Annotated in this window: 19 protein-coding genes; 11 read left to right on the top strand and 8 right to left on the bottom strand. The window is 41.5% G+C overall.

What is annotated here, in order from left to right; all coding sequences use genetic code 11:
• Positions 1-168 precede the first annotated feature (168 nt).
• Both ACFQ3S_RS10330 and ACFQ3S_RS10325 read left to right on the top strand, forming a co-directional pair.
• Entirely contained in the window at positions 169-3,315 is a 3,147-nt protein-coding gene (locus tag ACFQ3S_RS10330) for a SusC/RagA family TonB-linked outer membrane protein (RefSeq protein ID WP_377164024.1), read from the top strand.
• 21 nt (positions 3,316-3,336) lie between these two features.
• On the top strand, positions 3,337-4,839 hold the full coding sequence (locus ACFQ3S_RS10325) for a RagB/SusD family nutrient uptake outer membrane protein (protein WP_377164022.1): 1,503 nt from the start codon (positions 3,337-3,339) through the stop codon (positions 4,837-4,839).
• A gap of 51 nt (positions 4,840-4,890) precedes the next feature.
• On the opposite strand, the gene ACFQ3S_RS10320 is transcribed toward ACFQ3S_RS10325, so the two are convergent.
• The 3 genes from ACFQ3S_RS10320 to ACFQ3S_RS10310 all read right to left on the bottom strand — a co-directional run bounded on the left by ACFQ3S_RS10320 (position 4,891) and on the right by ACFQ3S_RS10310 (position 7,131).
• A complete protein-coding gene (locus tag ACFQ3S_RS10320) occupies positions 4,891-5,451 on the bottom strand; it encodes a DUF922 domain-containing protein (protein WP_377164020.1) in 561 nt (186 codons plus the stop codon).
• Between the two features lie 62 nt (positions 5,452-5,513).
• On the bottom strand, positions 5,514-6,092 hold the full coding sequence (locus ACFQ3S_RS10315) for a hypothetical protein (protein WP_377164018.1): 579 nt from the start codon (positions 6,090-6,092) through the stop codon (positions 5,514-5,516).
• A gap of 103 nt (positions 6,093-6,195) precedes the next feature.
• The gene (locus ACFQ3S_RS10310) at positions 6,196-7,131 is read right to left on the bottom strand and encodes an SPFH domain-containing protein (RefSeq protein ID WP_377164016.1); all 936 of its coding nucleotides are present in this window, start codon (positions 7,129-7,131) and stop codon (positions 6,196-6,198) included.
• A gap of 82 nt (positions 7,132-7,213) precedes the next feature.
• Here ACFQ3S_RS10310 and ACFQ3S_RS10305 point away from each other — a divergent pair, with 82 nt between their 5' ends.
• Positions 7,214-7,393 (top strand): hypothetical protein, encoded by a 180-nt coding sequence (locus tag ACFQ3S_RS10305; RefSeq protein WP_377164014.1) that lies wholly within the window; start codon positions 7,214-7,216, stop codon positions 7,391-7,393.
• A gap of 147 nt (positions 7,394-7,540) precedes the next feature.
• On the opposite strand, the gene ACFQ3S_RS10300 is transcribed toward ACFQ3S_RS10305, so the two are convergent.
• A complete protein-coding gene (locus ACFQ3S_RS10300) occupies positions 7,541-8,101 on the bottom strand; it encodes a C40 family peptidase (RefSeq protein WP_377164012.1) in 561 nt (186 codons plus the stop codon).
• A 276-nt stretch (positions 8,102-8,377) separates the two neighbouring features.
• On the opposite strand from ACFQ3S_RS10300, the gene pdhA reads away from it, so the two are divergent.
• The 3 genes from pdhA to ACFQ3S_RS10285 all read left to right on the top strand — a co-directional run bounded on the left by pdhA (position 8,378) and on the right by ACFQ3S_RS10285 (position 11,877).
• On the top strand, positions 8,378-9,373 hold the full coding sequence (gene pdhA / locus ACFQ3S_RS10295; protein WP_377164009.1) for a pyruvate dehydrogenase (acetyl-transferring) E1 component subunit alpha: 996 nt from the start codon (positions 8,378-8,380) through the stop codon (positions 9,371-9,373).
• A gap of 46 nt (positions 9,374-9,419) precedes the next feature.
• Complete coding sequence (locus ACFQ3S_RS10290; protein ID WP_377164007.1) at positions 9,420-11,120, top strand: 2-oxo acid dehydrogenase subunit E2; 1,701 nt, start codon at positions 9,420-9,422, stop codon at positions 11,118-11,120.
• A gap of 82 nt (positions 11,121-11,202) precedes the next feature.
• A complete protein-coding gene (locus ACFQ3S_RS10285) occupies positions 11,203-11,877 on the top strand; it encodes a hypothetical protein (protein ID WP_377164005.1) in 675 nt (224 codons plus the stop codon).
• Between the two features lie 356 nt (positions 11,878-12,233).
• Here ACFQ3S_RS10285 and ACFQ3S_RS10280 read toward each other — a convergent pair whose 3' ends face one another.
• Positions 12,234-14,153, bottom strand: a complete 1,920-nt coding sequence (locus ACFQ3S_RS10280; RefSeq protein WP_377164003.1) for a vWA domain-containing protein — start codon at positions 14,151-14,153, stop codon at positions 12,234-12,236.
• 85 nt (positions 14,154-14,238) lie between these two features.
• On the opposite strand from ACFQ3S_RS10280, the gene ACFQ3S_RS10275 reads away from it, so the two are divergent.
• The 4 genes from ACFQ3S_RS10275 to ACFQ3S_RS10260 all read left to right on the top strand — a co-directional run bounded on the left by ACFQ3S_RS10275 (position 14,239) and on the right by ACFQ3S_RS10260 (position 18,317).
• Complete coding sequence (locus ACFQ3S_RS10275; RefSeq protein ID WP_377164001.1) at positions 14,239-14,811, top strand: RNA polymerase sigma factor; 573 nt, start codon at positions 14,239-14,241, stop codon at positions 14,809-14,811.
• Positions 14,801-16,375, top strand: coding sequence for a TonB family protein (locus tag ACFQ3S_RS10270; protein WP_377163999.1), 1,575 nt, complete (start codon positions 14,801-14,803; stop codon positions 16,373-16,375). The genes ACFQ3S_RS10275 and ACFQ3S_RS10270 overlap by 11 nt, the downstream gene beginning before the upstream one ends.
• 171 nt (positions 16,376-16,546) lie before the next feature.
• Positions 16,547-17,272 (top strand): DUF885 family protein, encoded by a 726-nt coding sequence (locus tag ACFQ3S_RS10265; protein WP_377163997.1) that lies wholly within the window; start codon positions 16,547-16,549, stop codon positions 17,270-17,272.
• Positions 17,247-18,317, top strand: coding sequence for a DUF885 domain-containing protein (locus ACFQ3S_RS10260; RefSeq protein WP_377163995.1), 1,071 nt, complete (start codon positions 17,247-17,249; stop codon positions 18,315-18,317). Before ACFQ3S_RS10265 ends, ACFQ3S_RS10260 begins: the two co-directional genes overlap by 26 nt.
• A 221-nt stretch (positions 18,318-18,538) precedes the next feature.
• On the opposite strand, the gene ACFQ3S_RS10255 is transcribed toward ACFQ3S_RS10260, so the two are convergent.
• Positions 18,539-19,558, bottom strand: coding sequence for an aldo/keto reductase (locus ACFQ3S_RS10255; RefSeq protein ID WP_377163993.1), 1,020 nt, complete (start codon positions 19,556-19,558; stop codon positions 18,539-18,541).
• 142 nt (positions 19,559-19,700) lie between these two features.
• On the opposite strand from ACFQ3S_RS10255, the gene ACFQ3S_RS10250 reads away from it, so the two are divergent.
• Positions 19,701-20,030 (top strand): hypothetical protein, encoded by a 330-nt coding sequence (locus tag ACFQ3S_RS10250; RefSeq protein WP_377163991.1) that lies wholly within the window; start codon positions 19,701-19,703, stop codon positions 20,028-20,030.
• 152 nt (positions 20,031-20,182) lie between these two features.
• Here the strand turns inward: ACFQ3S_RS10250 and ACFQ3S_RS10245 are convergent, their stop codons facing one another.
• Both ACFQ3S_RS10245 and ACFQ3S_RS10240 read right to left on the bottom strand, forming a co-directional pair.
• The gene (locus ACFQ3S_RS10245) at positions 20,183-21,163 is read right to left on the bottom strand and encodes an acyl-ACP desaturase (protein ID WP_377163989.1); all 981 of its coding nucleotides are present in this window, start codon (positions 21,161-21,163) and stop codon (positions 20,183-20,185) included.
• 57 nt (positions 21,164-21,220) lie between these two features.
• Positions 21,221-22,258 (bottom strand): glycoside hydrolase family 5 protein, encoded by a 1,038-nt coding sequence (locus tag ACFQ3S_RS10240; protein ID WP_377163987.1) that lies wholly within the window; start codon positions 22,256-22,258, stop codon positions 21,221-21,223.
• Positions 22,259-22,416: the final 158 nt, after the last annotated feature.

Raw genomic sequence — 22,416 nt, 5'->3', positions numbered from 1 at the left:
AGCATAAAACCCAAAAATGTTCTGCTTTTTTTATTTTTTGTCTTAAAAAATGCCATGTTCTCTATTTTTACAGCAATAAAATGTGATTTTAATAAAATTTGTAAAAATTTATTGTGATTTACAGCTGAAAAGCTCTACATTGTTCACGATTAACTAAACTATTAACTAATGAAAAAAACTTTACAAAGATTTTTGTGGGTTTTACTGCTTATAAGCACACAAGCTTATGCACAAACCCGCACCGTAACTGGAACCGTGACCGGAAAAGATGACGGACTTCCTATTCCAGGTGTAAGTGTAATGATTCAAGGTTCTAAGTCTGGAACACAAACTGGGCCCGATGGCTCTTATTCTATTAAAGTAGAAACCGGACAAGCCATCGTATTTAGCTATATTGGTTTTACAGCCCAAACAGTTACCCCATCTGGCAACAAGCTCGATGTATCTTTGGTAGGTTCGGCCAGTACATTGAATGATGTAGTGGTAATAGGCTACGGTACACAGCTTAAAAGAAATGCCGCCGGTAGCGTTGGAAACATTAAAGGCGATGCAATTTCTGATGTACCCGTACAAAACTTACAACAAGCGTTAGGCGGTCGTGTGGCAGGTGCCCAAGTAAGTATTCCCAATGGCGTTCTTAACTCAACACCTGTTATCCGTATTCGTGGTACTAACTCCATTAATGGTAGCTCTCAACCCCTTTATGTAATTGATGGTGTTCCCAGTTATAGCGGTGATTTTGGTGGTACCGCAGCAGGTAGTGCATTAGGATCTATTAACCCTGAAGACGTTGAAGATATTCAAATTGCAAAAGATGCGGCCGCAACAGCTATTTATGGTAGCCGTGCATCTAACGGTGTTATTTTTATCACCACTAAAAAAGGTAAAAAAGGTAAAACTACCGTTAGTTTGGATAGCTGGTTTGGCATGAATAAGCCTTTTGGTTTGCCAGAAATGCTAAATGCTTCGCAATACAATGAAATTAAGAACGAAGGTTTGAGAAATGCTGGCGTTTATCAAAATACAGGTGCAACAAATGACAGGTATTATGCTACTCAAATTGGTGGGCCAGACGGTCAACCTGTTGACACGAAATGGTTTGATTACATTTACAGAACAGGTTACTCTCATAGCAATACAATGAGCCTTTCGGGTGGTACGGATGCTACTAACTATTATGTATCTGCCAACTATACTGATCAAAATGGTTTACTTAAAGGTAACAGCTTCACCCGCAAAAATGTACTGGCAAATATTAACCATAAGGTTAGTAAATATTTAACCCTTGGTGCTAAATTATCTTATGCTAATACTGATAACAAAGCTACCACCAGTTCTGGTTCACAAAACGGTGAGGCTTTTGGTATTACAGGTTTAGGACGTATTGGTATGGTATTGCCTCCAAACATTAGCCCATACAATGCCGATGGTAGTTATAATGTAAATGGTAATGCTTTAGGTTTAGGTGCTAACAGAGGTACTGCAATTGGTTATTATAACATTGCAACTTTAATGGATCTTAACCGTTCAAATAACGAGTTAAATCAAATAGCTTCAAACATATATATACAGGTTAAGCCTGTATCATGGTTAACCTTCAAATCGCAGTATGGAATAGATTACATATACCGTGATTTTGATACATTCCAAAATCCTTTACAGGGGGATGGGGCCCCAACAGGTTCGGCTACTGGTACATTTAGTAAGAGCAAGCGCTGGGTGTGGGATAATACACTACAATTTGACTATGTACTTGCGGGTAAGCATACATTTAGCTTATTATTAGGTAACGAGCAGCAAAGCAGTAGTAACCGTGGTTTTGGTATTAATCGTACTGTGATTTCTGAGCCAGCCTTAAATGTTATACAAGCAGGTTTTGGCACCAACGTACCATCAGGCTTAGCTTACGGTGAAAATTACCTGGTATCATTCTTCGGTCGTTTCAATTACGATTTTGACAAAAAATATTTTTTGAATGGTACTTTAAGACGTGATGAATACTCTGGTTTTGGTGCAGGTAACAAAAGCGGTTATTTCCCAGCCGGTGAGTTTGCTTACGAGATTGCCCGCGAAAAATTCTGGAGCGATATAAAATTTGACAAAATTTTCAGCAGCTTTAAATTACGTACCAGCTACGGCCGTGTAGGTAACCTGAATGCTGTAGGTGATTATGATTCTTATGGTTTATATGCAAGTGGTTTATATAATGGTTCTGCTACATTAGCATTTAATCAAACAGGTAACCCTAACCTGGGCTGGGAAACAATCACAAAATTAGATATTGGTGTAAACTTTGGTTTATTTAATGACCGCCTTACAGGTGAGGTAACTTATTATAAAAGTGATATTAAAGATCTGATCCTGAATCTTCCGGTTTCACCATCTGCAGGTTTACCTTCAAGCCCAGCCATTAACGTCGCTTCAATGTATAATAAAGGTTTAGAAATTGCATTAAATGCTGAAGCTATACGTACAAAGGATTTTAGCTGGAGTCCTTCGTTTAACATAGCTTTCAACCGTAACCAGTTAACTTCGTTGGCTGATGGCGTGCCTCGTTTAACCACATCAACATCGGGTACCGAAACTACTAACATTAGCGAAATAGGCCACTCCTTAGGTAGCTTATACATTGTACGTACTGCTGGTGTTGATCCAGCTACAGGTCGCAGAATATTCTTGAATGCCGCAGGCCGCGAAGTACTTTATCAGCGTGTCCCTGCTACAGGGCGCTTTCAATGGGAATATACTGATGGTACACGTGCACCGGCAATTACTCAAAACGATGATGCTGTTAATTACAGACAAACTCAACCAAAAGCTTTTGGTGGTTTTAGTAATACATTCCGTTATAAAGCTTTTGATGTAAATGCATTGATGACTTTCCAGGTAGGTGGATGGAATTACTACGGTACCCAAGCAGGTTTACGCGATCAGCGTTTTTGGAACAACTCGACAGATATAATTAACCGCTGGACCTCTCCTGGTCAGGTTACCGATATTCCACGTTTAGTTGCTGATGATAACGTATCAAATGGTTCATCATTACCTATTTCAGCTAACGTTTATAAAGGTGATTTCTTAAAACTCAAGAGCTTTGCTGTAGGTTACACTCTTCCTAAAACTTTTGTAAGCAAAGCTGGCATATCAAATCTGCGTTTTTATGTAAGCGGATTTAATTCTATCATTATCACTAAATATCCAGGCCCGGATCCGGAAGTATCATCAAACGGTACAAGCAACACGGCTCAAGGTGTAGACAGAAATACTGCAGGTAACTCAAGAACATTTACAGCAGGATTTTCAGCTAAGTTTTAATTATTTAATTGAATTAAAAGAATGAAAAAGAAGATATTACTAATAATAGGTTTAGGAGTTATGCTTAACTACTCTTGCCAAAAAGATAAACTCTCGCCTGTAAGTCAAACACAGGTTGAGGAGACTCCTGCGGAGTTATATAGTACACCTGCCAGGGTTTTAAGCCAGTTATTAGGTTTATATGGCGCGGGAGTAAGAGGTATCGGTGGTTTTGCCAGTTTTTACAGTGGCCGTGTGCAGGTTTACGGCGATATTAAAGCTGAAAACTGGATTAATACATCAGGTAACCAAATTACAGGCTCAAATACCTGGTCTCAAAACGTTAACACTACCAGTGATGAAGTTTTAAACATTTGGCAACAAGGTTATTATGCTATTAACAATGCAAACCAGTTTATTGAAGGTATGGCTGCGTATGGTACCACTACGGTAAATAACCCTGTACTAGCAGCAAGCTATGTAGGTGAGGCAAAATTTGTAAGGGCGTTATCATACTACACCCTGTTACAGTTATATGCACGCCCATATGCTGATGGTAACGGAGCGCGTCCTGGTTTGCCGTTGCGCCTTACTGGAAACAGGGTATTTGCAAATTTTGATATGGCAAGAAGCACTGTAGCCCAGATTTATGATCAAATTTTAAAGGATTTGAACGAAGCCGAAACTGATGTGCAGTTGGCTTACTCAACTGCAGCGTTAAATACTACACGTGCTCACCGTAATACAGTTATTGCTTTAAAGGTACGTGTACTTTTAACTATGGGCCGCTATGCTGATGTCATTACTGAGGCTAACAAAATTGTTGGTACAACTACATTTACAGCAACAGCCGGTACAGGCCCTACAGGCCGTGTTGCGAACGCTTTGCAACCAAATATTGTGAATGTGTTCAGAACGCCTTATACTACTACAGAGTCGATTTTTTCTTGCCCATTTGTTGCCGGTACTGAAAACCCTGGTACACAAAATGCCCTGGCTTACTATTTTTATCAAAATGGTAACACACCGGGCGTATCGGAGTTTTACCTTAATCCGGCAGGTGCTCTTAGCGATCCTAACTGGAAAGCTACCGATGCCCGTAAAACAGGTTTAACATTTACCAACGCTACCAACAGCCGCGTATTTATCACCAAGTTTAACTCTATTAGCCCTTACCCGGATTGGGCTCCGGTTTTACGGTACTCTGAGGTGTTGTTGAGCTTAGCTGAAGCTATCGCACGTACTTCTGGTGTTGATGCACGCGCTATAGCATTATTAAACGCTGTACGTGGCCGTTCAGATGCCACTACTGTATTTACAGCTGCGAACTTTGTAAATGGCACAGCTTTGGCAGATGCTATAATTCAAGAAAGAAATATCGAATTTTTGGGTGAAGGTTTACGCAACATCGATTTGATGCGTACATTAAGAACAATTCCTGCTAAAGGTTCAACTGTTCAGGCTATACCTACAACAGATCCAAGATACATTTGGCCTATCTCTGGTAACGAGCTGTTATATAATAGATTAATAGTAAATAATTAAAATAATAAAAAACCCCCGGAAGCAAAACACTTCCAGGGGGTATTTTATGCTTTACTCATTCATAGCCAAGTTACCGGCTAACGCTAATTCCCGGTTGAGATAGGTTGCCCAGGCATCTTGCTGCTTGCGGTTTTGCATGTGTTGGGTGTCATTATCATAGTCGGTGTTCATTCGGCGGTATTTATCATCAATGCGGTTAAACACATTGTTGGCCTGGCGTTGATAATCGCCCGTATAGCGTTGTAGGTTAAGTTCACTGATCATTTCCTGCTGCATTAAATAGGCAATCTGATAATGCCCTTGCTCGTGGCGTAAAACCTCGGCCATCATATCGGTGTTGGTAATCATTTGCCTGTTAAGCCACGAACGGTTTGGATTAAATTGTAGCCGTATATTAAAGACAATTTTATAATTACCTTGTTGCTGGCGGCGTACATCGTAATTCATGGTCACATTACAACTTGTATGCGCTACGTAAAAGCCGCTTCCTTGTGGTACCTGGCCGGTAAAATCATTAGGAGTTAACTGTTGGTAGGGTTGAGCTGTAGCAGCTATAGAAGCTGTAAGGCAAAGTGCCAGTGCACATATCAATCTCACGTATCGTAGCTTCATTATTAGATAGTAATTTATATTTTGACTGTGTGGATAGGCCGTTGGTTTAATGGGTATTTAAATTATGCAACCCAATGTAAAGCTATTATAATGATCCATTGCCCATTTTGGTTCTTAAAAATATAAGTGCAACCTTGTCCAGCTTCATCTACCTTAATTAACCCATATTGTTTGTTTGATGTAAACACAGGTTTGGAAATAACATAAAAGTTTTTTTCCTCTTTGGGACGTTTATTATAAGCAGCAATCCACTTTTTTATTAATTTTTCTGCTTTTTTTGAACGGGTATTTGGTTGTGTGCGAATTGGTATGATACCCCTTTTTTCTAAACTATCTATAATGTATTGGTCGGTGCTTGCAGGTACATATTTGAAAACGCGGGTAAGGCTTACGTTTTTTGGTAAGTGATAGCGGTCTACATATCTTGCTTTAGGTAATGGATAGCTACTCCATTTGAACGGCAATGTATCTCTATTGATAACGGTCAGAAAATTATTGAAAGGAATGTTTTTAAATTCGTTAGGTATGCTCCGTTTAAAATTATCCAAGGCATCCAAGTCAAGCTTTAGTATTTTAGCCTCATCTAACACATAGTAATATTTATACGAAGTATCTATTACCTGTTTATAAATGTTATTCATAAACTTCACTATGGTGCTATCTGTGGCATAAGCACAATTGCACCATAACAATACTATAATTAAAGCTAATCTTTTCATTAGCAATATTTAATGAAATAGTTACTTACTTCACATCCTTAACCGCATCGGTCTGCAAACTGTGCATGGCCATCATTTCTTTCATAGTTTTTTGCATATTATCGGCCGATCCGTCCAGGAAAATCACATTACCCTTGGAGTTTTCGGAGAAATGCTTAATGGCCTCGGTCCACATGGTGAACAGGATTACCGAGGTATCCATATTGGCCTGGTGCATTTCTTTGGCAGCAACGGTCATACCTTTGGCCACTTCCTCCCGGAAGAGAGCCACACCTTGTCCGCGTAATTGCGATGCCTGACGCTCTGCTTCAGCGGCTATCTTAATGGCGTTACCCTCGGCTTCGGCAGCTTTGGTTTTGGTAATTAGCAGGGCTTGTCCTTCGTTTTCGGCAGCGGCTTTCAGGTTATTGGAGGCAACCACCTGGCTCATACTTCTCATAATTACATCATCGAAGGTAATATCATTCAACTGCAGATCTTGCAGATGATAGCCCCAGCCTTCTAAAATATTATCAATCTGATCTTTTACGTGTTCTACTATTTCGCGGCGCAGTATCAGTACATCACTCTGGCGTTTGGTGGCTACATAAGCACGGATGGAACCTTCTACTGTGCGTACCAGCGCCTGCATGAGGTTGCGTTCGTCTACAAACTTAAATGCTACAGCTTTAATGGCTTCCTCGCTTTGGTCAAAAACCGAATACAATATCATGGCTTTAAAGTACACATTGGCCTGATCTACCGTTACAGCCTGAAATTCCAGCTCTACCGAACGGTTTTGAATAGAGATACGCGATTGCAGAACTTCTATCAATGGGATCTTAAAATTTAGTCCCGGCAACAATATGCGGCGGTATTTTCCAAAAATAGTGACCACCCCAACGGTGCCTTGTTTAATGGTTACAAACGAGGTAAACGCTATAACTATTAAAATAAAAATAATAATCCAAACGGCAATCATAAAAATGTGTTATATAATCCAATAAATATAAATGTTTATTATCTCTTAAAGCACTCACACTCTAAAAATAATTATTATGAACATGAAACGTACTTTTGGTGGCGTACTCACGGTATTGGGTATTATTGGCCTTATTTATACTGGCATACAAGTTATTAACCATACCGGCAATACTACAACATTAATTGTAGTAGGCTTAATTTCCATATTATTCTTTTTTTCGGGCATTGGCCTGGTAAAGAATACTAAGGATGAAATGTAAGAAAGATCCCCTCCCAACCCTCTCCGGGAGGGAGGGGATTTGTATTTAAACAGAGGCGACATAAGGTATTGTGCCACTTCGTGAGTATTACTCACAAAAAAGCCCCCGTTCGTTAAAACGGGGGCTTAGTAATGGATATTCAATAGTTTAATTGTTTTGGGCAGTTTGGGTGGAGGTTTCGGCCAATAAGCGGCCTCCTTTGTAATAATAACGGGTCCAGTATGGATCGGCCAGGTAACTGATCATTACACCTTTGCTCGATGAAGCATGTGCAAATTTACCGTTACCTATATATACACCAACATGAGTAATGGCGCGACTGTGAATTTTAAAAAAAACTAAGTCTCCTTCCTTCAATTCCTCTTTACCAACCGGGTTAACCATACTGAAAATATTTCGGCTGTTATTACCAATAGCTGTGTTAAATACCTTAGTATAAAGCTGATAAGCAAACCCTGAACAATCTATACCGCGTTTGGTATCGCCACCTAAATGATATGGAGTACCTATCCAATCATAAACAAATTGAAAGAGTTTAACGTTTGACGTAGCAGACATAGCTACACCCATTATTTGCGAGAAGTAATCTTTAGCTAAGGTTTCGTCTTCGTCCACCTCTTTGGTAGCCTGGTTTGGAACGTTTTTTGTTTGGGCCTGAGTGGCTAAAATACTCAGAGTTAGGGCAATAGCTAAGGACAATTTCTTCATCTAATCAACAGTTTTCAGGGTTGTAATAGTTGCTTGTTTATTAAAATGGACACTGGTGTCTATTGTTGAATACAAAGCTATATAATATTTTGAAAAAACCAAATGTCGAAAAATATTTTTTTCCAAATTAATTTTACTGTGGTTAAAGTTAATTGAAGCCGGGTGAAAGCCGGCTCGATATAAATTATTTTGAACAATTATGTTCCAAAATCGATTTTTTTCAAGGATATAATTAGATTTGTGCATCCCAAAAAACAGTAATTGATTCTTTAATAAATGAGTTCAATCGAAATAACTAAAGACACCTACCTGATGTGGTACGAACTAATGCTGCTGATGCGCAAGTTCGAAGAGAAAACAGGCCAGTTATATGGCCAGCAAAAGATCAGGGGATTTTGCCACTTATATATTGGCCAGGAGGCTGTATTAGCCGGAGCCGTATCGGCCTTGCGTCACGAAGACAGTATGATCACCACTTACCGCGATCATGCTCATGCATTAGCTAAAGGCACTTCACCAAGTGCCATCATGGCCGAAATGTATGGTAAATCTACCGGTATCTCTAAAGGTAAAGGCGGGTCGATGCACATGTTTGACAAAGCCAACCACTTTTACGGCGGCCACGGTATTGTAGGTGGCCAAATCCCGTTGGGTGCCGGTATTGCATTTGCCGAAAAATATAAAGGCACCGAGTTTTTAAATGTATGCTACATGGGCGATGGCGCCGTACGCCAGGGTGCTTTGGGCGAAACATTTAATATGGCCGCTCTCTGGAAACTGCCGGTTATTTTTGTTTGCGAAAACAATGGTTACGCCATGGGTACTTCGGTAGCCCGTACTACTGCCGATGTGGATATTTATAAATTAGGTTTGCCTTACGGTATCCCTTCATCGGCTGTTGATGGAATGGACCCGGTTGCGGTACACAACGCCATGGACGAAGCCGCTCAGCGTGCCCGTGCCGGCGAAGGACCAACTTTCCTGGAAATGCGTACGTACCGCTTTAAAGGTCACTCTATGAGTGATCCTCAAAAGTACCGTACCAAAGAAGAGGTAGAAAGCTACAAAGCAAAAGACCCTATTGAAATAGTAAAACAAGCTATTGAGAAAAATAGTTATGCTGATGAAAAATGGTTTGAAGAAATTGCAGCCAAAATAAAAGCACAGGTTGATGAGGCAGTGCAATTTGCCGAAGATTCACCGTGGCCGGAGGCTACTGAGCTTTACACTGATGTGTACGTTCAAAGCGATTATCCGTACATCCGCGACTAACCCTTATTAAAAGATATTAACCCTATACTATTCATTAATACTATATATGGCCGAAGTAGTTAAAATGCCCAAAATGAGCGATACCATGACCGAAGGGGTCATCGCTAAGTGGCATAAAAAAGTTGGCGACAAGGTAAAATCCGGCGATTTACTGGCCGAGGTTGAAACCGACAAAGCCACTATGGATTTTGAATCGTACCAGGACGGTACCTTACTTTACGTAGGTATTGAAGAAGGTAAAGCTGCTGCCGTTGATGCCGTTATTGCCGTTATTGGTAATGAAGGTGAAGATTACAAAGCACTATTAGAGGGCGGCGATGCTGCACCTGCTCCTAAAGAAGAAAAACCAACTGAAGATAAAGCACCACCTGCTGCTCCAAAAGAGGAGAAAGCGCCTGCCGCTGCCGAGCCTGCCGTTGATTTGTCGAGCATACCTGCTGCCGTTATTCGCATGCCGCTTTTGAGCGATACCATGACCGAAGGCATCATCAACAAATGGAACTTTAAAGTTGGTGATACTGTTAAGGCTGATGATTCACTAGCCGATGTAGATACCGATAAGGCAACTATGGAAGTAGTGGGTTACGAGGAAGGTACCCTGCTTTATATTGGTGTTGAAGAAGGTAAAGCTGCACAAGTAAATGATATTATTGCCATAGTAGGTAAAGAAGGAACTGATATTACGCCTTTGTTAAAAGGTGGAAGTGCTGCTCCTGTTGCTAAGAGCGAAGTAAAGCCGGAAGCTGCTGCTGAAGAAGCTGCTCCTGCTGCAGAAACTGCATCTTCGTCTCAAGACGATAGCCGTGTGAAAGCATCGCCGTTAGCACGTAAAATAGCTAAGGATAAAGGCATCAACTTAAACGATGTAAAAGGCAGCGCCGAAGGCGGCCGCATTGTAAAAAAAGATGTAGAAGGCTTCACACCGTCTGCTAAATCATCATCTGCCGATACAGGGGTATCAGCCTCTTTACCAGAAGTACAGGCCGAACAAGCTGCCAGTGCAAATGCTAAGGAAGGTGCTGCTAAAGCTGGCCCTACCATTACTTTAGCTCCTTTTGTAGGCGAAGAAAAATATACCGAGAAACCGGTTACTCAAATGCGCAAGGTTATTGCCAAGCGTTTATCTGAAAGTTTGTTCACTGCGCCCCATTTCTATGTAACCATGTCTATTGATATGGAAGCTGCAACTGTGGCTCGTGGTAAAATGAACGAGGTATCTCCGGTTAAAATATCATTTAACGATTTAGTGGTTAAAGCTTGTGCGGTTGCTTTAAAACAACACCCGGTTATTAACTCTTCATGGTTAGGCGATAAAATCCGCTTTAACGAGCACGTAAACATTGGTATTGCCGTAGCGGTTGATGAAGGTTTACTGGTACCGGTTGTACGTTTTGCCGATGGTAAATCGCTAAGCCGCATTAGTGCCGAGGTTAAAGACTTTGCTAAAAAAGCAAAAGATAAAAAATTGCAACCGAGCGATTGGGAAGGTTCAACCTTTACTATATCTAACTTAGGTATGTTTGGTGTTGACGAGTTTACCGCCATTATTAACACACCCGATTCTTGTATATTAGCCGTTAGCGGCATTCAGCAAATTCCGGTTGTTAAAAACGGTGCAGTAGTACCAGGTAGCATAATGAAAGTTACCTTGAGTGCCGATCACCGGACGGTTGATGGCGCTTCGGCAGCTGCGTTCCTGAACACGGTTAAATCATTACTGGAAGAACCGGTAAGATTATTGATCTGATAATTTATTACTTTTGTAAGCACAAAGCCCTTTGGTGAAAACCAAAGGGCTTTTTATTATAGAAGCCAATTGTAATTTCAACATGAAAGGGATAATAACATTTATAATTATAAGCTGCTGCACGGTGGGTGTACTCGGTCAATCGCAGCAGGCACAGCTCCAAAAAATACTGAGCCGTAAAGTACCCTGCCTTTTTGAAGGCAATACCATTAAATTGGATACGGCTTTATATGCCGATAGTCGGAGTGTATCGTATAGTTACAGTTATTATTACCCTAAATACTTTAAGGAAATTTGGCCTAAAGAAGAGGTAATAGGCGAAGTACGCAAAAAAACCGATACCTACATTGATACCGTAACCTATGTGAGTCCAGATCAGCAAGCACAGTTTAAAATCTTTGCCGGGCAGGTGGTTCCCTTCCCTTTAGGCACTAAGCGTCAGCTTAAAGCAGCTGATGTAATGTCCGTTGAAAAAGCGGTCGACGATTATATCAAGATTATTAAAGCCGGTAAAGACAAAGAACTGGGCAAGGTTAAAACCACGTTTGTGGGCAAAGGCATTAACGGTTATAATTTCAGTATTTGTGTAAAAGCCTGGAAAGGCCAAACGCAGTATCTTTATAAAATAATTGTAGCCGAATTGCCTGCCACTGGTGAACTCATATTTTCGCACTTTTTATACCAGTATAACGCTGCGGTAAAAGCCAAGTATGAAGCTTTAGGAAATACGCTGGCTAATGGATTTAACGCAGATTAAAGAGGCTGAATGCTTTAAAATTGATTGTGATTTAGGGTGATAACGAGAAATATTATTGGCTATTAAAAACGGCACGTTATTAATAGTGATAACATGATTTTCTTTGAATTGAGCATGTTAGTTAGCTTGTCGGAGACTTATTCACTTTGAGGTTCTTAGACAAGCTCCTGACAATAGATTACATAAATTTCAAATACAGCGATAATGATAAGTTTTATAAGCCGTTAAAAACGCTGAAATTCATTGCAAGGAGCGATAGCAACGTGGCAACCACACGCATGCATATTTAAAAACGCGTTCGATTGCCACGCTATCGCTCGCAACGGCATGTTTTTTAAAATTAAGCTTGTCGGTTTTTACTCCTCCACAGCAGCCAGCGCACTTTTACTAAGTAGTTTGGCGCTTTCGGCAAGCCTTACAAATTCGGCGCGGTAGCCTTCATGATCGGTACCTTTGGCGGCGCGGGCTATGTTAATGGCCTCTTCATATTTGGCGTTTTGTTTAAATTCCGAATCGCGCAGCAGCATCCCAAATTCGGCAACCGCGGCCGCGAAACGGAAATCTATCGAGGTGCTTTTAAAATCAGCAGGCTTATCGTTCACCGTGGCCTGGGCCATTTTACTTACCGATCCGTTAGGTTCTTTGTAGCGAAACTTAATCGTTAGCATATCTGCCGAAGTAGAACTCGTAGTCGCTTTCTCGTTCTTTTGATATTTCAGCGGATCAACGCTGTTGGTAAACTTGTCTTTCACCCCGGCAGGTATAATCTCATATAAAGCCGTTACATTATGACCTGCACCCATATCGCCGGCATCTTTCAGGTCGTTATTAAAATCTTCTTTGTTGAGCATGCGGTTTTCGTAACCAATTAAGCGGTATGCTGATACCTTGGCCGGATTAAATTCCAGTTGCAATTTCACATCTTTAGCCACAGTAAACAAGGTGCCGCCAAATTCGCTGACCAAGGTTTTGCGTGCTTCGGTAATGTTATCAATGTAGGCATAATTGCCGTTACCCTTATCGGCCAGGGTTTCCATTTTACTATCCTTGTAATTACCCATACCATAACCCAGCACCGATAAAAACACACCGCTTTTACGTTCCTGCGCAATAAGGTGTTCCATGTCACTGTCTGAAGATGCACCTACGTTAAAATCGCCGTCGGTAGCCAGTATCACCCGGTTATTGCCGCTTTTTAAGAAATTTTGTTTGGCGGTTTTGTAAGCCAGCCTTATACCCTCGCCACCAGCGGTAGAACCTCCGGCATCCAGGCGGTCAATGGCATCTTTAATGGTCGTTTTTTCGCTACCGGCGGTAGACGGCAGTACCAAACCTGCTGCACCGGCATATACCACAATAGCCACCTTATCTTGCGGGCGCAATTGATCAACCAGCATTTTAAGCGACGACCGTACCAAAGGCAATTTGTTAGCATCCGACATAGAGCCTGATACATCAATTAAAAAAACAAGGTTTGAGGCAGGCAATTTATCGGTTTGTACCACACGTGCTTTTAGGCCAATGCGCAGTAAGCGGTGCTGCGGGTTCCAGGGTGCGGTAGATAGCTCGGTATGAATAGCCACCGGCTCGTTGTTGGTTGGAGCAGGCAGGTTATAATTAAAGTAATTAATCATTTCTTCAATTCGCACGGCATCCTTGGGTGGTAGTTGTCCGTTGTTTATAAAACGCCTTACATTACTGTAAGAGGCGGCATCCACATCTATAGAGAAGGTAGACAGCGGATTGTCTTTGGGGTTATGAAAGCCATTCTCGGTAATGCCCTTATAACTTTCTTCCTGTTGAGGTATAGGTGAAGCAATACCCCTGATCATCATTCTTGGAGAGGCTACTGACATGCCTGCAACGCGGCCCTGTTGGGCCTGGTCAAACTGAGAAGCGTTTACCTTAGCTATGCTGCCGGTAATATCCTTTTTATGTTCTGTTTCGTAGCCCAATACCACAACCTCATTTAACAACCTTGCAGATGCTTTTAAGTAGACGTTGAGCTTGCTTTCCTTTTTAAGCTTTATTTTTTGCGTTTCAAAGCCAATATATGTAACTAACAAAGTTTGATATTCGTTAGGCACAACTATACTGAATGCACCTATGAGGTTGGTTTGAGTACCTGTATTAGCGCCTTCTACCTGTATGGTAACACCCGGCAAGGGCTGCTTACTGTCTGCATCGTAAACGTTTCCTGTAATGGTGCGGCTGCTTTGTGCCTTAACCGTAGTAAGGCAGGTGAGCATCAATAGTAATAAGATGACCTTTTTCATGGTTTTTTATTTTGATTTGTACTAAGGATGCAGCCGGAGATGAATTTCCATAAGCCAGATAAAAAAATTATTTTACAGGCCTTACATGACTTGGTTCAGCAAAAAAGATAAGCCGGATGAGGCGGGCGATGATGCCTTGCTGCAAAGCTACCGCGCAAGCGGCAATCTGGCTGTGCTGGGTGAACTTTATCAAAAATATATGCCGCTGGTGTACGGGGTTTGTTTAAAATATTTGCAGGACGAAGAGCAGAGCAAAGATGCCGTAATGCAGATTTTTGAAGAACTGATTGTAAAGGCTACCCGGCATGAGGTGAAGCAGTTCAGGAGCTGGCTTTATGTGCTGAGCCGTAATTTTTGTTTGATGCAGCTGCGTGCTAATAAAAAGATGGAAACGTTAAGTATAGATAACATTATGGAATTGCCGTTGGTTTTGCATCCTGAAGATAACAGTAGCGAGGCCAGTTTGCAGCAACTGGAAAAATGCATGCAAAAGCTATCGGCCGAGCAGCAGCGGAGCATCGACTTGTTTTATATTAAAGAGAAGTGTTATAATGAGGTGGCCGAACTAACGGGCTATACCCTGAAAGAAGTAAAAAGCTATATACAAAACGGAAAACGTAATTTAAAAATTTGCCTGGATAATAACCGTGAGCACTAACAAAAACGACATATTGCAGATCAGGAAGTATCTTAACGGAGAGCTTGATGCTCATGCTATGCACGAGTTGGAACGGCAGGCGCTTGATGATCCGTTTTTGATGGATGCCCTGGAAGGTTACGGGCAGGCAGGTAGAAATCAGCAACCTCATTTAAACGAACTGCAAAACCGCTTACAGCAACGCGTTACTCCGGCTAAAAAGCGGTTGACTTTGTGGCCTGTAATGGGCATTGCAGCATCGGTAGTACTATTTTTAAGCGTAGGGGGCTGGTGGCTGCTCAACTACCGAGCCCCAGCCAATAAACCCGATGGTATGCCTGCCGATAAAACTGAAGTGGTTGTACGTCCTTTGGTTACTGATACTAATAAATTACAGCCGCAAATTAATGATGTTACGGTTAGGCAAAGCGGTACGCCAGTAGCCAAGTCAAAGCCAAGTGCGGATTGGGCAAACTTAAATAGGGCAAAAACCCAGGCGTTAAGTGAAGATCGATCTGTTGCCCCCGCGTTTAACAATAACGAGCCGGTAGCCAATGCTCCCGCGTTACCGTTAGTTCAACCAGGTAGGGTTAACGATAGCTTAGCACTTGCCAATACTTTTGGTAAAGCGGAAAAGCAGATCCGTATTCGCGGAGCGAGGTCCATTACCGCCGACAGTAAGCCGTTGTACGTTGTAGACGGTAAAATATTTAACGGAGAACTTAAAGATCTTAAAGCTGCGGATATTGAAAACTTATCTGTAATTAAAGATGCGTCGGCTGCAGCTATATACGGCTCGAGAGGTGCCAATGGCGTAATTGTGGTCACCACTAAAAAAGGGAAAACCGGTAATAAAATTATTGATTCTAACCTGATGGCCGGTAATAAGTTAAATGAGGTGGTTGTAGTGGGTTATGGTACGCAGTTAAAAAAGGATATTACCGGTAGTGTTACCAGTGTTAAACCCGCTTCGATAGATCAGGCTTTACAAGGCAGGTTAGCAGGAGTAAGTGTTACCAGTGAAAGTAAAACACCTTTAAAAACAGTAACCGGGCAGGTGTTGTCTCAAAGCGATGGCAAACCACTGCCGGGTGTAAGCATAATGATTGCCGGTAAATACCGTGGTACACAAACCGATGCTAATGGAAAGTTTAATATAGCGGCTACCGATAAAGACGAATTGGATATTCAATACATTGGCTATTTGGGCAAGCGATTAAAAGTAAAAGGTAATGATAGTTTGAAGGTAGCTTTAGAAAATAACAATCAATCTTTATCTGAAGTGGTGATAGTAAGCAAGGCTAAAGCTATAAAGCAAATCAAGGAAGCTCATCCCCAAAATGGTTGGGCAGCGTTTCAAAAGTACCTGAATATGAAAGCGGATTCTACCGGTGAAAAGGGGTTGGTAAGGGTAAGCTTTGTGGTTAACCCCGATGGCAGTTTAAATAATTTCAAAGTATTAAAAAGCCTGAAAACCGATATGGATGAAGAAGCCATAAACATTATTAAAAATGGTCCCAAATGGGTGCCCAATGTAAACGGGCAGCCCGAAACGGTTAAGGTTAAAATTACGTTTAAAGAGTAGAAGCAGCTTTCACCAAAGTATTTATAAACCGTGCTTCACGAAGCTGCAAAAACTTGACTCAAATAAAGAAAAATGAAGTTTTTTGAAAAGAAACATAATACTTCACCCCGAACACTTTCTGCAGATCTAATTTATTGCAACCCGTCCTCAAATATGCTTACTTTTAACTGCATGATGATGAAAAGATTTGGTTTAATGGTTTGCGGAGTTCTTTTGATGGCTGCCTGCAAACAAGCAAAGGAATCGAACCCCAATTTTGGCAAACTGCTAGAGAGTTATTATGAAGACCGGCTGGTGCTTTATCCTTTTGAAGCTACCGCCATAGGCGATAACCGCTACAACGATAAGCTGCCCAACGATGGATCGGCTGAGTTTATGAAGCAGGCGCAAAACTTCTACAAGATCTATATTAACCGGTTACACAGCTTTAAGCGCGATGATTTGAGCGAGCAGGACAAACTATCATACGATGTGTTAGATTACCAAATGCGAGTACAACTGGATAGTTATAATTACCCGTTTGAGCAAATGCCTTTTAACCAGATGTTCTCTTTGCCGCTTACTGTGGGGCAGTTTGGTTCGGGTGCATCCGCACAGCCTTTTAAGACTGTTAAAGATTATAATAACTGGCTTAAACGCTTATCGGCTTTTCAAATATGGGCCGATACTGCCGTAGCTAATTTTCAAAAAGGTGTGAAGGCAGGTATTGTAATGCCGCATGCACTGGTTATAAAAATGATACCGCAAATGGAAAGCATGGTGGTTAGCGATGCCACTAAAAGCCTGTTTTACAAACCGGTGAAGAATATGCCTAAAGGCTTTTCGGCAGCTGATAAGCAAACGCTGACCGAGGCTTATAAAAAATGCTATCTTGACTGTAGTTGTTCCTACTTATAAACAATTAGGTAGCTATCTTAAAAACAATTACCTGCCACATACCCGCAGCACATCGGGCTATTCATCATTACCTAACGGTACGGCTATGTATGCTTACCTGGTTAAGCAAAATACTACTACCGATAAAAAGCCTGAAGAAATTTACCAGTTAGGTTTAACCGAAGTAGCACGCATTCGCAGCCAAATGGATAGCATTAAAAATAAGGTAGAATTTAAGGGCGACCTGAAAGCCTTTTTTGAATACATGAAGACCGATAAGAAATTTATGCCTTACAAAACGCCTAAAGAGGTTTTAGATGCTTTTGAAAACATTCATAAGCGTATGGAACCTAACTTGAAAAAGATGTTCAATCGTACGCCTAAAACACCTCTCGAAATTCGCCAAACCGAAGCTTTTCGTGCGGCATCGGCCAGTGCCGAATATAACCAGGGCAGTGCCGATGGCAGTCGTCCGGGTGTGTTTTATGTACCCATTTTAGATGCAGGCACTTTTAACACCACATCAGGTATGGAATCGCTGTTCTTGCATGAAGCTATTCCGGGCCATCATTACCAAATTTCATTAACGCAGGAAAACACATCGCTTCCTAAATTCCGCCGCTTTACGTATGATAATGCTTATGTAGAAGGCTGGGCTTTGTACTGCGAATCTTTAGGCAAGGAACTGGGCTTGTACGCCGACCCTTACCAGCACATGGGTGCCTTAGGTGATGAGATGCACCGCGCCATCCGTTTGGTAGTAGATGTGGCCATCCATACCAAAGGCATGACCCGTGAGCAGGCCATTAAGTACATAATGGATAATGAAGCCATTAGCGAGCAAGGTGCCACTGCCGAAATTGAACGCTACATGGCCATTGCCGGTCAGGCATTAGGTTATAAAATTGGCGCCCTTAAAATACGCGAACTGCGCACCAAAGCCGAAAAGGAATTAGGCAGCAAATTTAATTTAGCTGAATTTCATGATGAGGTATTAAAAGATGGTTCGATGCCGCTAAGTGTACTGGACGCTAAAATTAATGCCTGGATTGCTGCTAAAAAATAGTTAATAGTAGCGGTCGCTAAATAGTTCACGCCCGGCCAAAACCGAGGGTGGGCGAAAATATGTTTAAAATAATAAGTTGATTGTAATCCATTCAAACATACACAATTTCTAAGTGTGTTTTTCGAAGCGTAAACATCTGAAGGTTTGTTGAGATTGCTCATTTTCAACTACCGTGCCCTTAACTTGACATAGTTTTTAAAACTTTCAGCAAAAAATACATACTATCGCTTCTCCACCTTATCATAAAACCCACCAAAGGAGTTTACCTTTACGTTGTCTTCATTAAAGAAATCGCCTGGAAAACCTAAGGTTATTTTGCTGACATCATTAAGTTTTGTGATGTGTTCGCTACTCAATATTAAATCGGCGGCTTTTAAATTATCTTTTAGCTGCTCTACATTGGTAGCACCTACAACCGGTATGCACGAAAAACCTTGCTGGGTTGTCCAGGCCAGGGCCACATGGGCGGGAGTGGCACCAATTTCATCGGCAATGGCCATAACCTGGCGAGTTATGCGTTCGCTGTTCGCATCGCGGCGGTTACTTTCGGCTTTTACACGGCCGCTTTCGCCACGCAGGTATTTACCGGTTAAAGCGCCTCCACCTAATGGGGCCCAGGGGGTAACCGTCATGCCAAAGTGTTTAGCCATGGGTATAAGTTCGCGCTCAGGGGTACGCTGTATGAGGCTGTATTCTACCTGCAGGGCTATCAGCTGGCTCCATCCCATCAGTTCGGCCAGGGTATTTCCTTTAGCTACTACCCAGGCGGGGGTATCGCTAATGGCGGCATAATTTACCTTACCCTGGCGTATTAAATCATCCAGCCCCCGCATTACCTCATCTATAGGTGTAATATGGTCCCAGATGTGGAGGTATAATACGTCAATAAAATCGGTTTGTAAACGCTGGAGGCTTTGCTCTACGCTGCGCATCATGTTTTTACGGTTATTGCCCGATGCATTAGCATTAGTGTTGTTATCTTTCAATGTGTATTTAGTAGCTATTACAAACTGGTCGCGATCGTGGTTAGTAAGATATTCACCAATAATCTTTTCGCCGGTGCCCAGTTTATACACGTTGGCCGTATCTAAAAAATTACCTCCGGCATCGGCATAGGCGTCCAGGATCTCAAAGCTGGTTTCCTTATCGGCACCCCAGCCGCCTTCGGTACCAAAACCCATGGTGCCCAAACATAATTGCGATACTTTAAGGCCGGAGCGGCCTAATAATTTGTAGTTCATAGGTATAGTATTTTGCTCTTTAACAAATGTACAAGAATAACTGTTTAACCTAAATGCTGCTGATTTTTAATAGTACCCCGCATGATCAAACAATACGACCAAATTACTTGTAACATCTTATACCATCATCAAATCATATTTCATGAAAATCATTCAAACTAAAGTGCCGGTTAATGCTAATGAACTGAAGAACTTTTTAGAAGAAAAACTAAGTCCACTGTTTAAAGAACAGCGCCAGGCCGATATTGATTTTGTGTTTACCCAAACCCCGGGTGGCGTGCAGATTACACAGCCAGACTTGTATGAAGATTTCTTATTTCAAATTGATGTAGTAACCGATACGGAACTCCACGTAACCAAATCGGAACATTACACGGATGACGTTAACGTACTTACATTAGAAAACATAATTAACAATTTGTTTATGGATTATCCGGGGCGTAATAATGTTATTCATACAGCAAAGGAGTAAAAAGAAGCCCCTCCCAACCCTCCCCGGGAGGGAGGGCTTTTGAACAGCATAGCCGCCAATTACGGGCAATAAAAAAAGGTGATCCATTGTGTGGGTCACCTTCTATATTTTAAAGCCCTCCCTCCCGGGGAGGGTTTGGGAGGGGCTCGCTCTTATCCGTATATCCAGCTAAACTTGTATTCAAGCATCGGGTTTTTCATACGTTCGGCTACACGTAATAAACGGTCTGGCAACCTTACAATATAATCACGCGCTTTCTCACCAGCTTCGTTCAGTTCGGTCATGCTTTCTATTTGCCAGTCGTCAATTAAGGTTTTCAGGATATCCACATAATCAACCGCGGTGTACACGTTCAAACGTTCTGCTGCATCGGTAAAGTGACCAAAGGTTTGGCCTATTTTTAAACCAACTTCGCGCAGGAAGTGGGCCGGCATAACTATCTTTTTACGCATCATATCTTCAAAGGCCAGCATTGCTTCGTTAGCGTCAACCTCAAAAATCTTGCTAATGAAGTGCTTGTATGCTTTAGCATGACGGGCTTCATCGGCCGCTATAACGCCGCACATTTTTGACAATAACGTATCACCATCCCTTTTAGCTAATGAAGCCACCCGGCGGTGCGATACATTGGTAGCCATTTCCTGAAACGAGGTATATATAAAATTACGGTAAGGATCCGTACCGGTACCTATATCGAAACCATCGGCAATCAAATATTGCGTTGATACTTCCATGGCGCGCATATTTACACGGCCCGATAGGTAAAGGTATTTGTTCAGCAGATCGCCGTGGCGGTTTTCTTCAGCCGTCCAGTGACGGGTCCAGGTCATCCAACCATTATGCTGATCTTTATCAACACCCTCTACCATGCTTAACCACGATTCGTAAGTTGGCAGGGCTTCTTCGGTAATGGTATCTCCAATTAAAACGGCAACTAAATCATATGATAAACCTGCAGCGCTTTCCTGCAATTCTTTAATTTCCGTAAAAAAAGTATCACGGGTAGAATCGGGCAAAAGGTCTGACGGCTGCCAGATCTCATCGATGGGCTTTAAAAATTCATGCATCTTTTCGAGCATGTATTTTTCAATATGCTTCATCACTTCGCGGCGCTTTTCTTCAAAAAATTTCATAATCGTAGTTAGTTTGCAAATATACTCATAAAAATTGTTGTATATATTATTTTATCGTTACTTTTTAGGCGCGTAGCCTATGGCCTCTTTCATACAATCGGGTAAGGTTATCAGGCTTGGCTTACCTTTAAATATAGAAAAATTACCATCGTAATCCCACAACATACCCGGTATTTGCATTTGCTTTAAGTTAGTGCGTACTGCTTTAATATATAGGCATCGGCTATCCAAATCGGCATATTGGTTATACACACCGTACTCGCTGCATATTACAGGAACGTAATACCTGACCGACCAGTTTTTAACTATTTGTAATTTATCTTTTACTGATTGTTCGTTGCCATCCGTTTTATATTGGTAATAGTTAGTTTCGCCCCAGGTTGCTTTTGCTTTTGGGTTAAGTACTGGAAAATTTTCTACGTTATAGGGAAAAGGAACCCCGGTTGTTGCCACTTGATTGCCAACCCAGGCTGCTCCCTGATGCGTAAAGAAAAAAGGTTCATAAAAATGAAAAGTGTAAATCAGGTTTTCATCGGGCAGGCGTACCAGGCGGCTCAACTCGTAAATACTGTTATAATTAGATGCCCCTACCAGCAGTGTACGCTTCTGATCTATCTTACGTATAGCGTTTATAATATTGTAAGCGGCGTCTTTCCATAACTGGGGGTTCATGGGTGGCGGCTCATTATACAGTTCAAAAAATAGTTTATCGGCAGGTACTTTAAGGTAATGCTTAGTGAGCATAACCCACGTTTTAATGATTACCTGCGTTTCTGCTGTGTAATTGGTATCATTCAGGCTGCCGTAGTGGTAATCTATCACCAGTTTTAAGCCATTATTATTGCAGTTTTTCCATACCTCATCAATACGGTTTAATACTGTAGCAATAGGTATTTTTGTTTTGGCAAAGTGCTCAAAAGCAACCGGTAGCCTTACACTTTTAAATCCTAATACTTTAAGCAACTTAAAATCTGCAGCTTTTATCCTGTTACTGGTAATGGCTTTAGGGTTCCAGGTTTGTTCCAGCCATGATATGCTTACCCCGTTATTTAAACTGGTGGCGCGTTTAAATGCCGTGGCACGGTCTTGCCCCAATGTTGGTGTGCTTTTTGCAACAATTAAGCAAACTAATACAAGTAATTTTGGTAAATGTTTGAAAATTATGGGTGCAGTATTACTAAATTTATAATTTTCTATATTTAACATCAAAATTTTTAATAGTTTTAACAAGCTTAATATTATTCGAATAATTT

Origin of the sequence: Mucilaginibacter terrae (assembly GCF_042679325.1) — a bacterium.
Taxonomy (GTDB): Bacteria; Bacteroidota; Bacteroidia; order Sphingobacteriales; family Sphingobacteriaceae; genus Mucilaginibacter; species Mucilaginibacter terrae.
The sequence above is the reverse complement of the archived record's forward strand: the minus strand, read 5'-3'. Positions and strand labels throughout refer to the sequence as shown.

Excerpts from the sequence above, each read along its gene's own strand:
- ACFQ3S_RS10330 (WP_377164024.1), top strand. The coding sequence starts at position 169 with ATGAAAAAAACTTTACAAAGATTTTTGTGGGTTTTACTGCTTATAAGC.
- ACFQ3S_RS10305 (WP_377164014.1), top strand. The coding sequence starts at position 7,214 with ATGAAACGTACTTTTGGTGGCGTACTCACGGTATTGGGTATTATTGGC.
- ACFQ3S_RS10285 (WP_377164005.1), top strand. The coding sequence starts at position 11,203 with ATGAAAGGGATAATAACATTTATAATTATAAGCTGCTGCACGGTGGGT.
- ACFQ3S_RS10325 (WP_377164022.1), top strand. The coding sequence starts at position 3,337 with ATGAAAAAGAAGATATTACTAATAATAGGTTTAGGAGTTATGCTTAAC.
- ACFQ3S_RS10255 (WP_377163993.1), bottom strand. The coding sequence starts at position 19,558 with ATGAACTACAAATTATTAGGCCGCTCCGGCCTTAAAGTATCGCAATTA.
- ACFQ3S_RS10275 (WP_377164001.1), top strand. The coding sequence starts at position 14,239 with ATGACTTGGTTCAGCAAAAAAGATAAGCCGGATGAGGCGGGCGATGAT.
- ACFQ3S_RS10290 (WP_377164007.1), top strand. The coding sequence starts at position 9,420 with ATGGCCGAAGTAGTTAAAATGCCCAAAATGAGCGATACCATGACCGAA.
- ACFQ3S_RS10245 (WP_377163989.1), bottom strand. The coding sequence starts at position 21,163 with ATGAAATTTTTTGAAGAAAAGCGCCGCGAAGTGATGAAGCATATTGAA.
- pdhA (WP_377164009.1), top strand. The coding sequence starts at position 8,378 with ATGAGTTCAATCGAAATAACTAAAGACACCTACCTGATGTGGTACGAA.
- ACFQ3S_RS10300 (WP_377164012.1), bottom strand. The coding sequence starts at position 8,101 with ATGAAGAAATTGTCCTTAGCTATTGCCCTAACTCTGAGTATTTTAGCC.
- ACFQ3S_RS10280 (WP_377164003.1), bottom strand. The coding sequence starts at position 14,153 with ATGAAAAAGGTCATCTTATTACTATTGATGCTCACCTGCCTTACTACG.
- ACFQ3S_RS10315 (WP_377164018.1), bottom strand. The coding sequence starts at position 6,092 with ATGAATAACATTTATAAACAGGTAATAGATACTTCGTATAAATATTAC.
- ACFQ3S_RS10310 (WP_377164016.1), bottom strand. The coding sequence starts at position 7,131 with ATGATTGCCGTTTGGATTATTATTTTTATTTTAATAGTTATAGCGTTT.
- ACFQ3S_RS10265 (WP_377163997.1), top strand. The coding sequence starts at position 16,547 with ATGATGATGAAAAGATTTGGTTTAATGGTTTGCGGAGTTCTTTTGATG.
- ACFQ3S_RS10250 (WP_377163991.1), top strand. The coding sequence starts at position 19,701 with ATGAAAATCATTCAAACTAAAGTGCCGGTTAATGCTAATGAACTGAAG.
- ACFQ3S_RS10320 (WP_377164020.1), bottom strand. The coding sequence starts at position 5,451 with ATGAAGCTACGATACGTGAGATTGATATGTGCACTGGCACTTTGCCTT.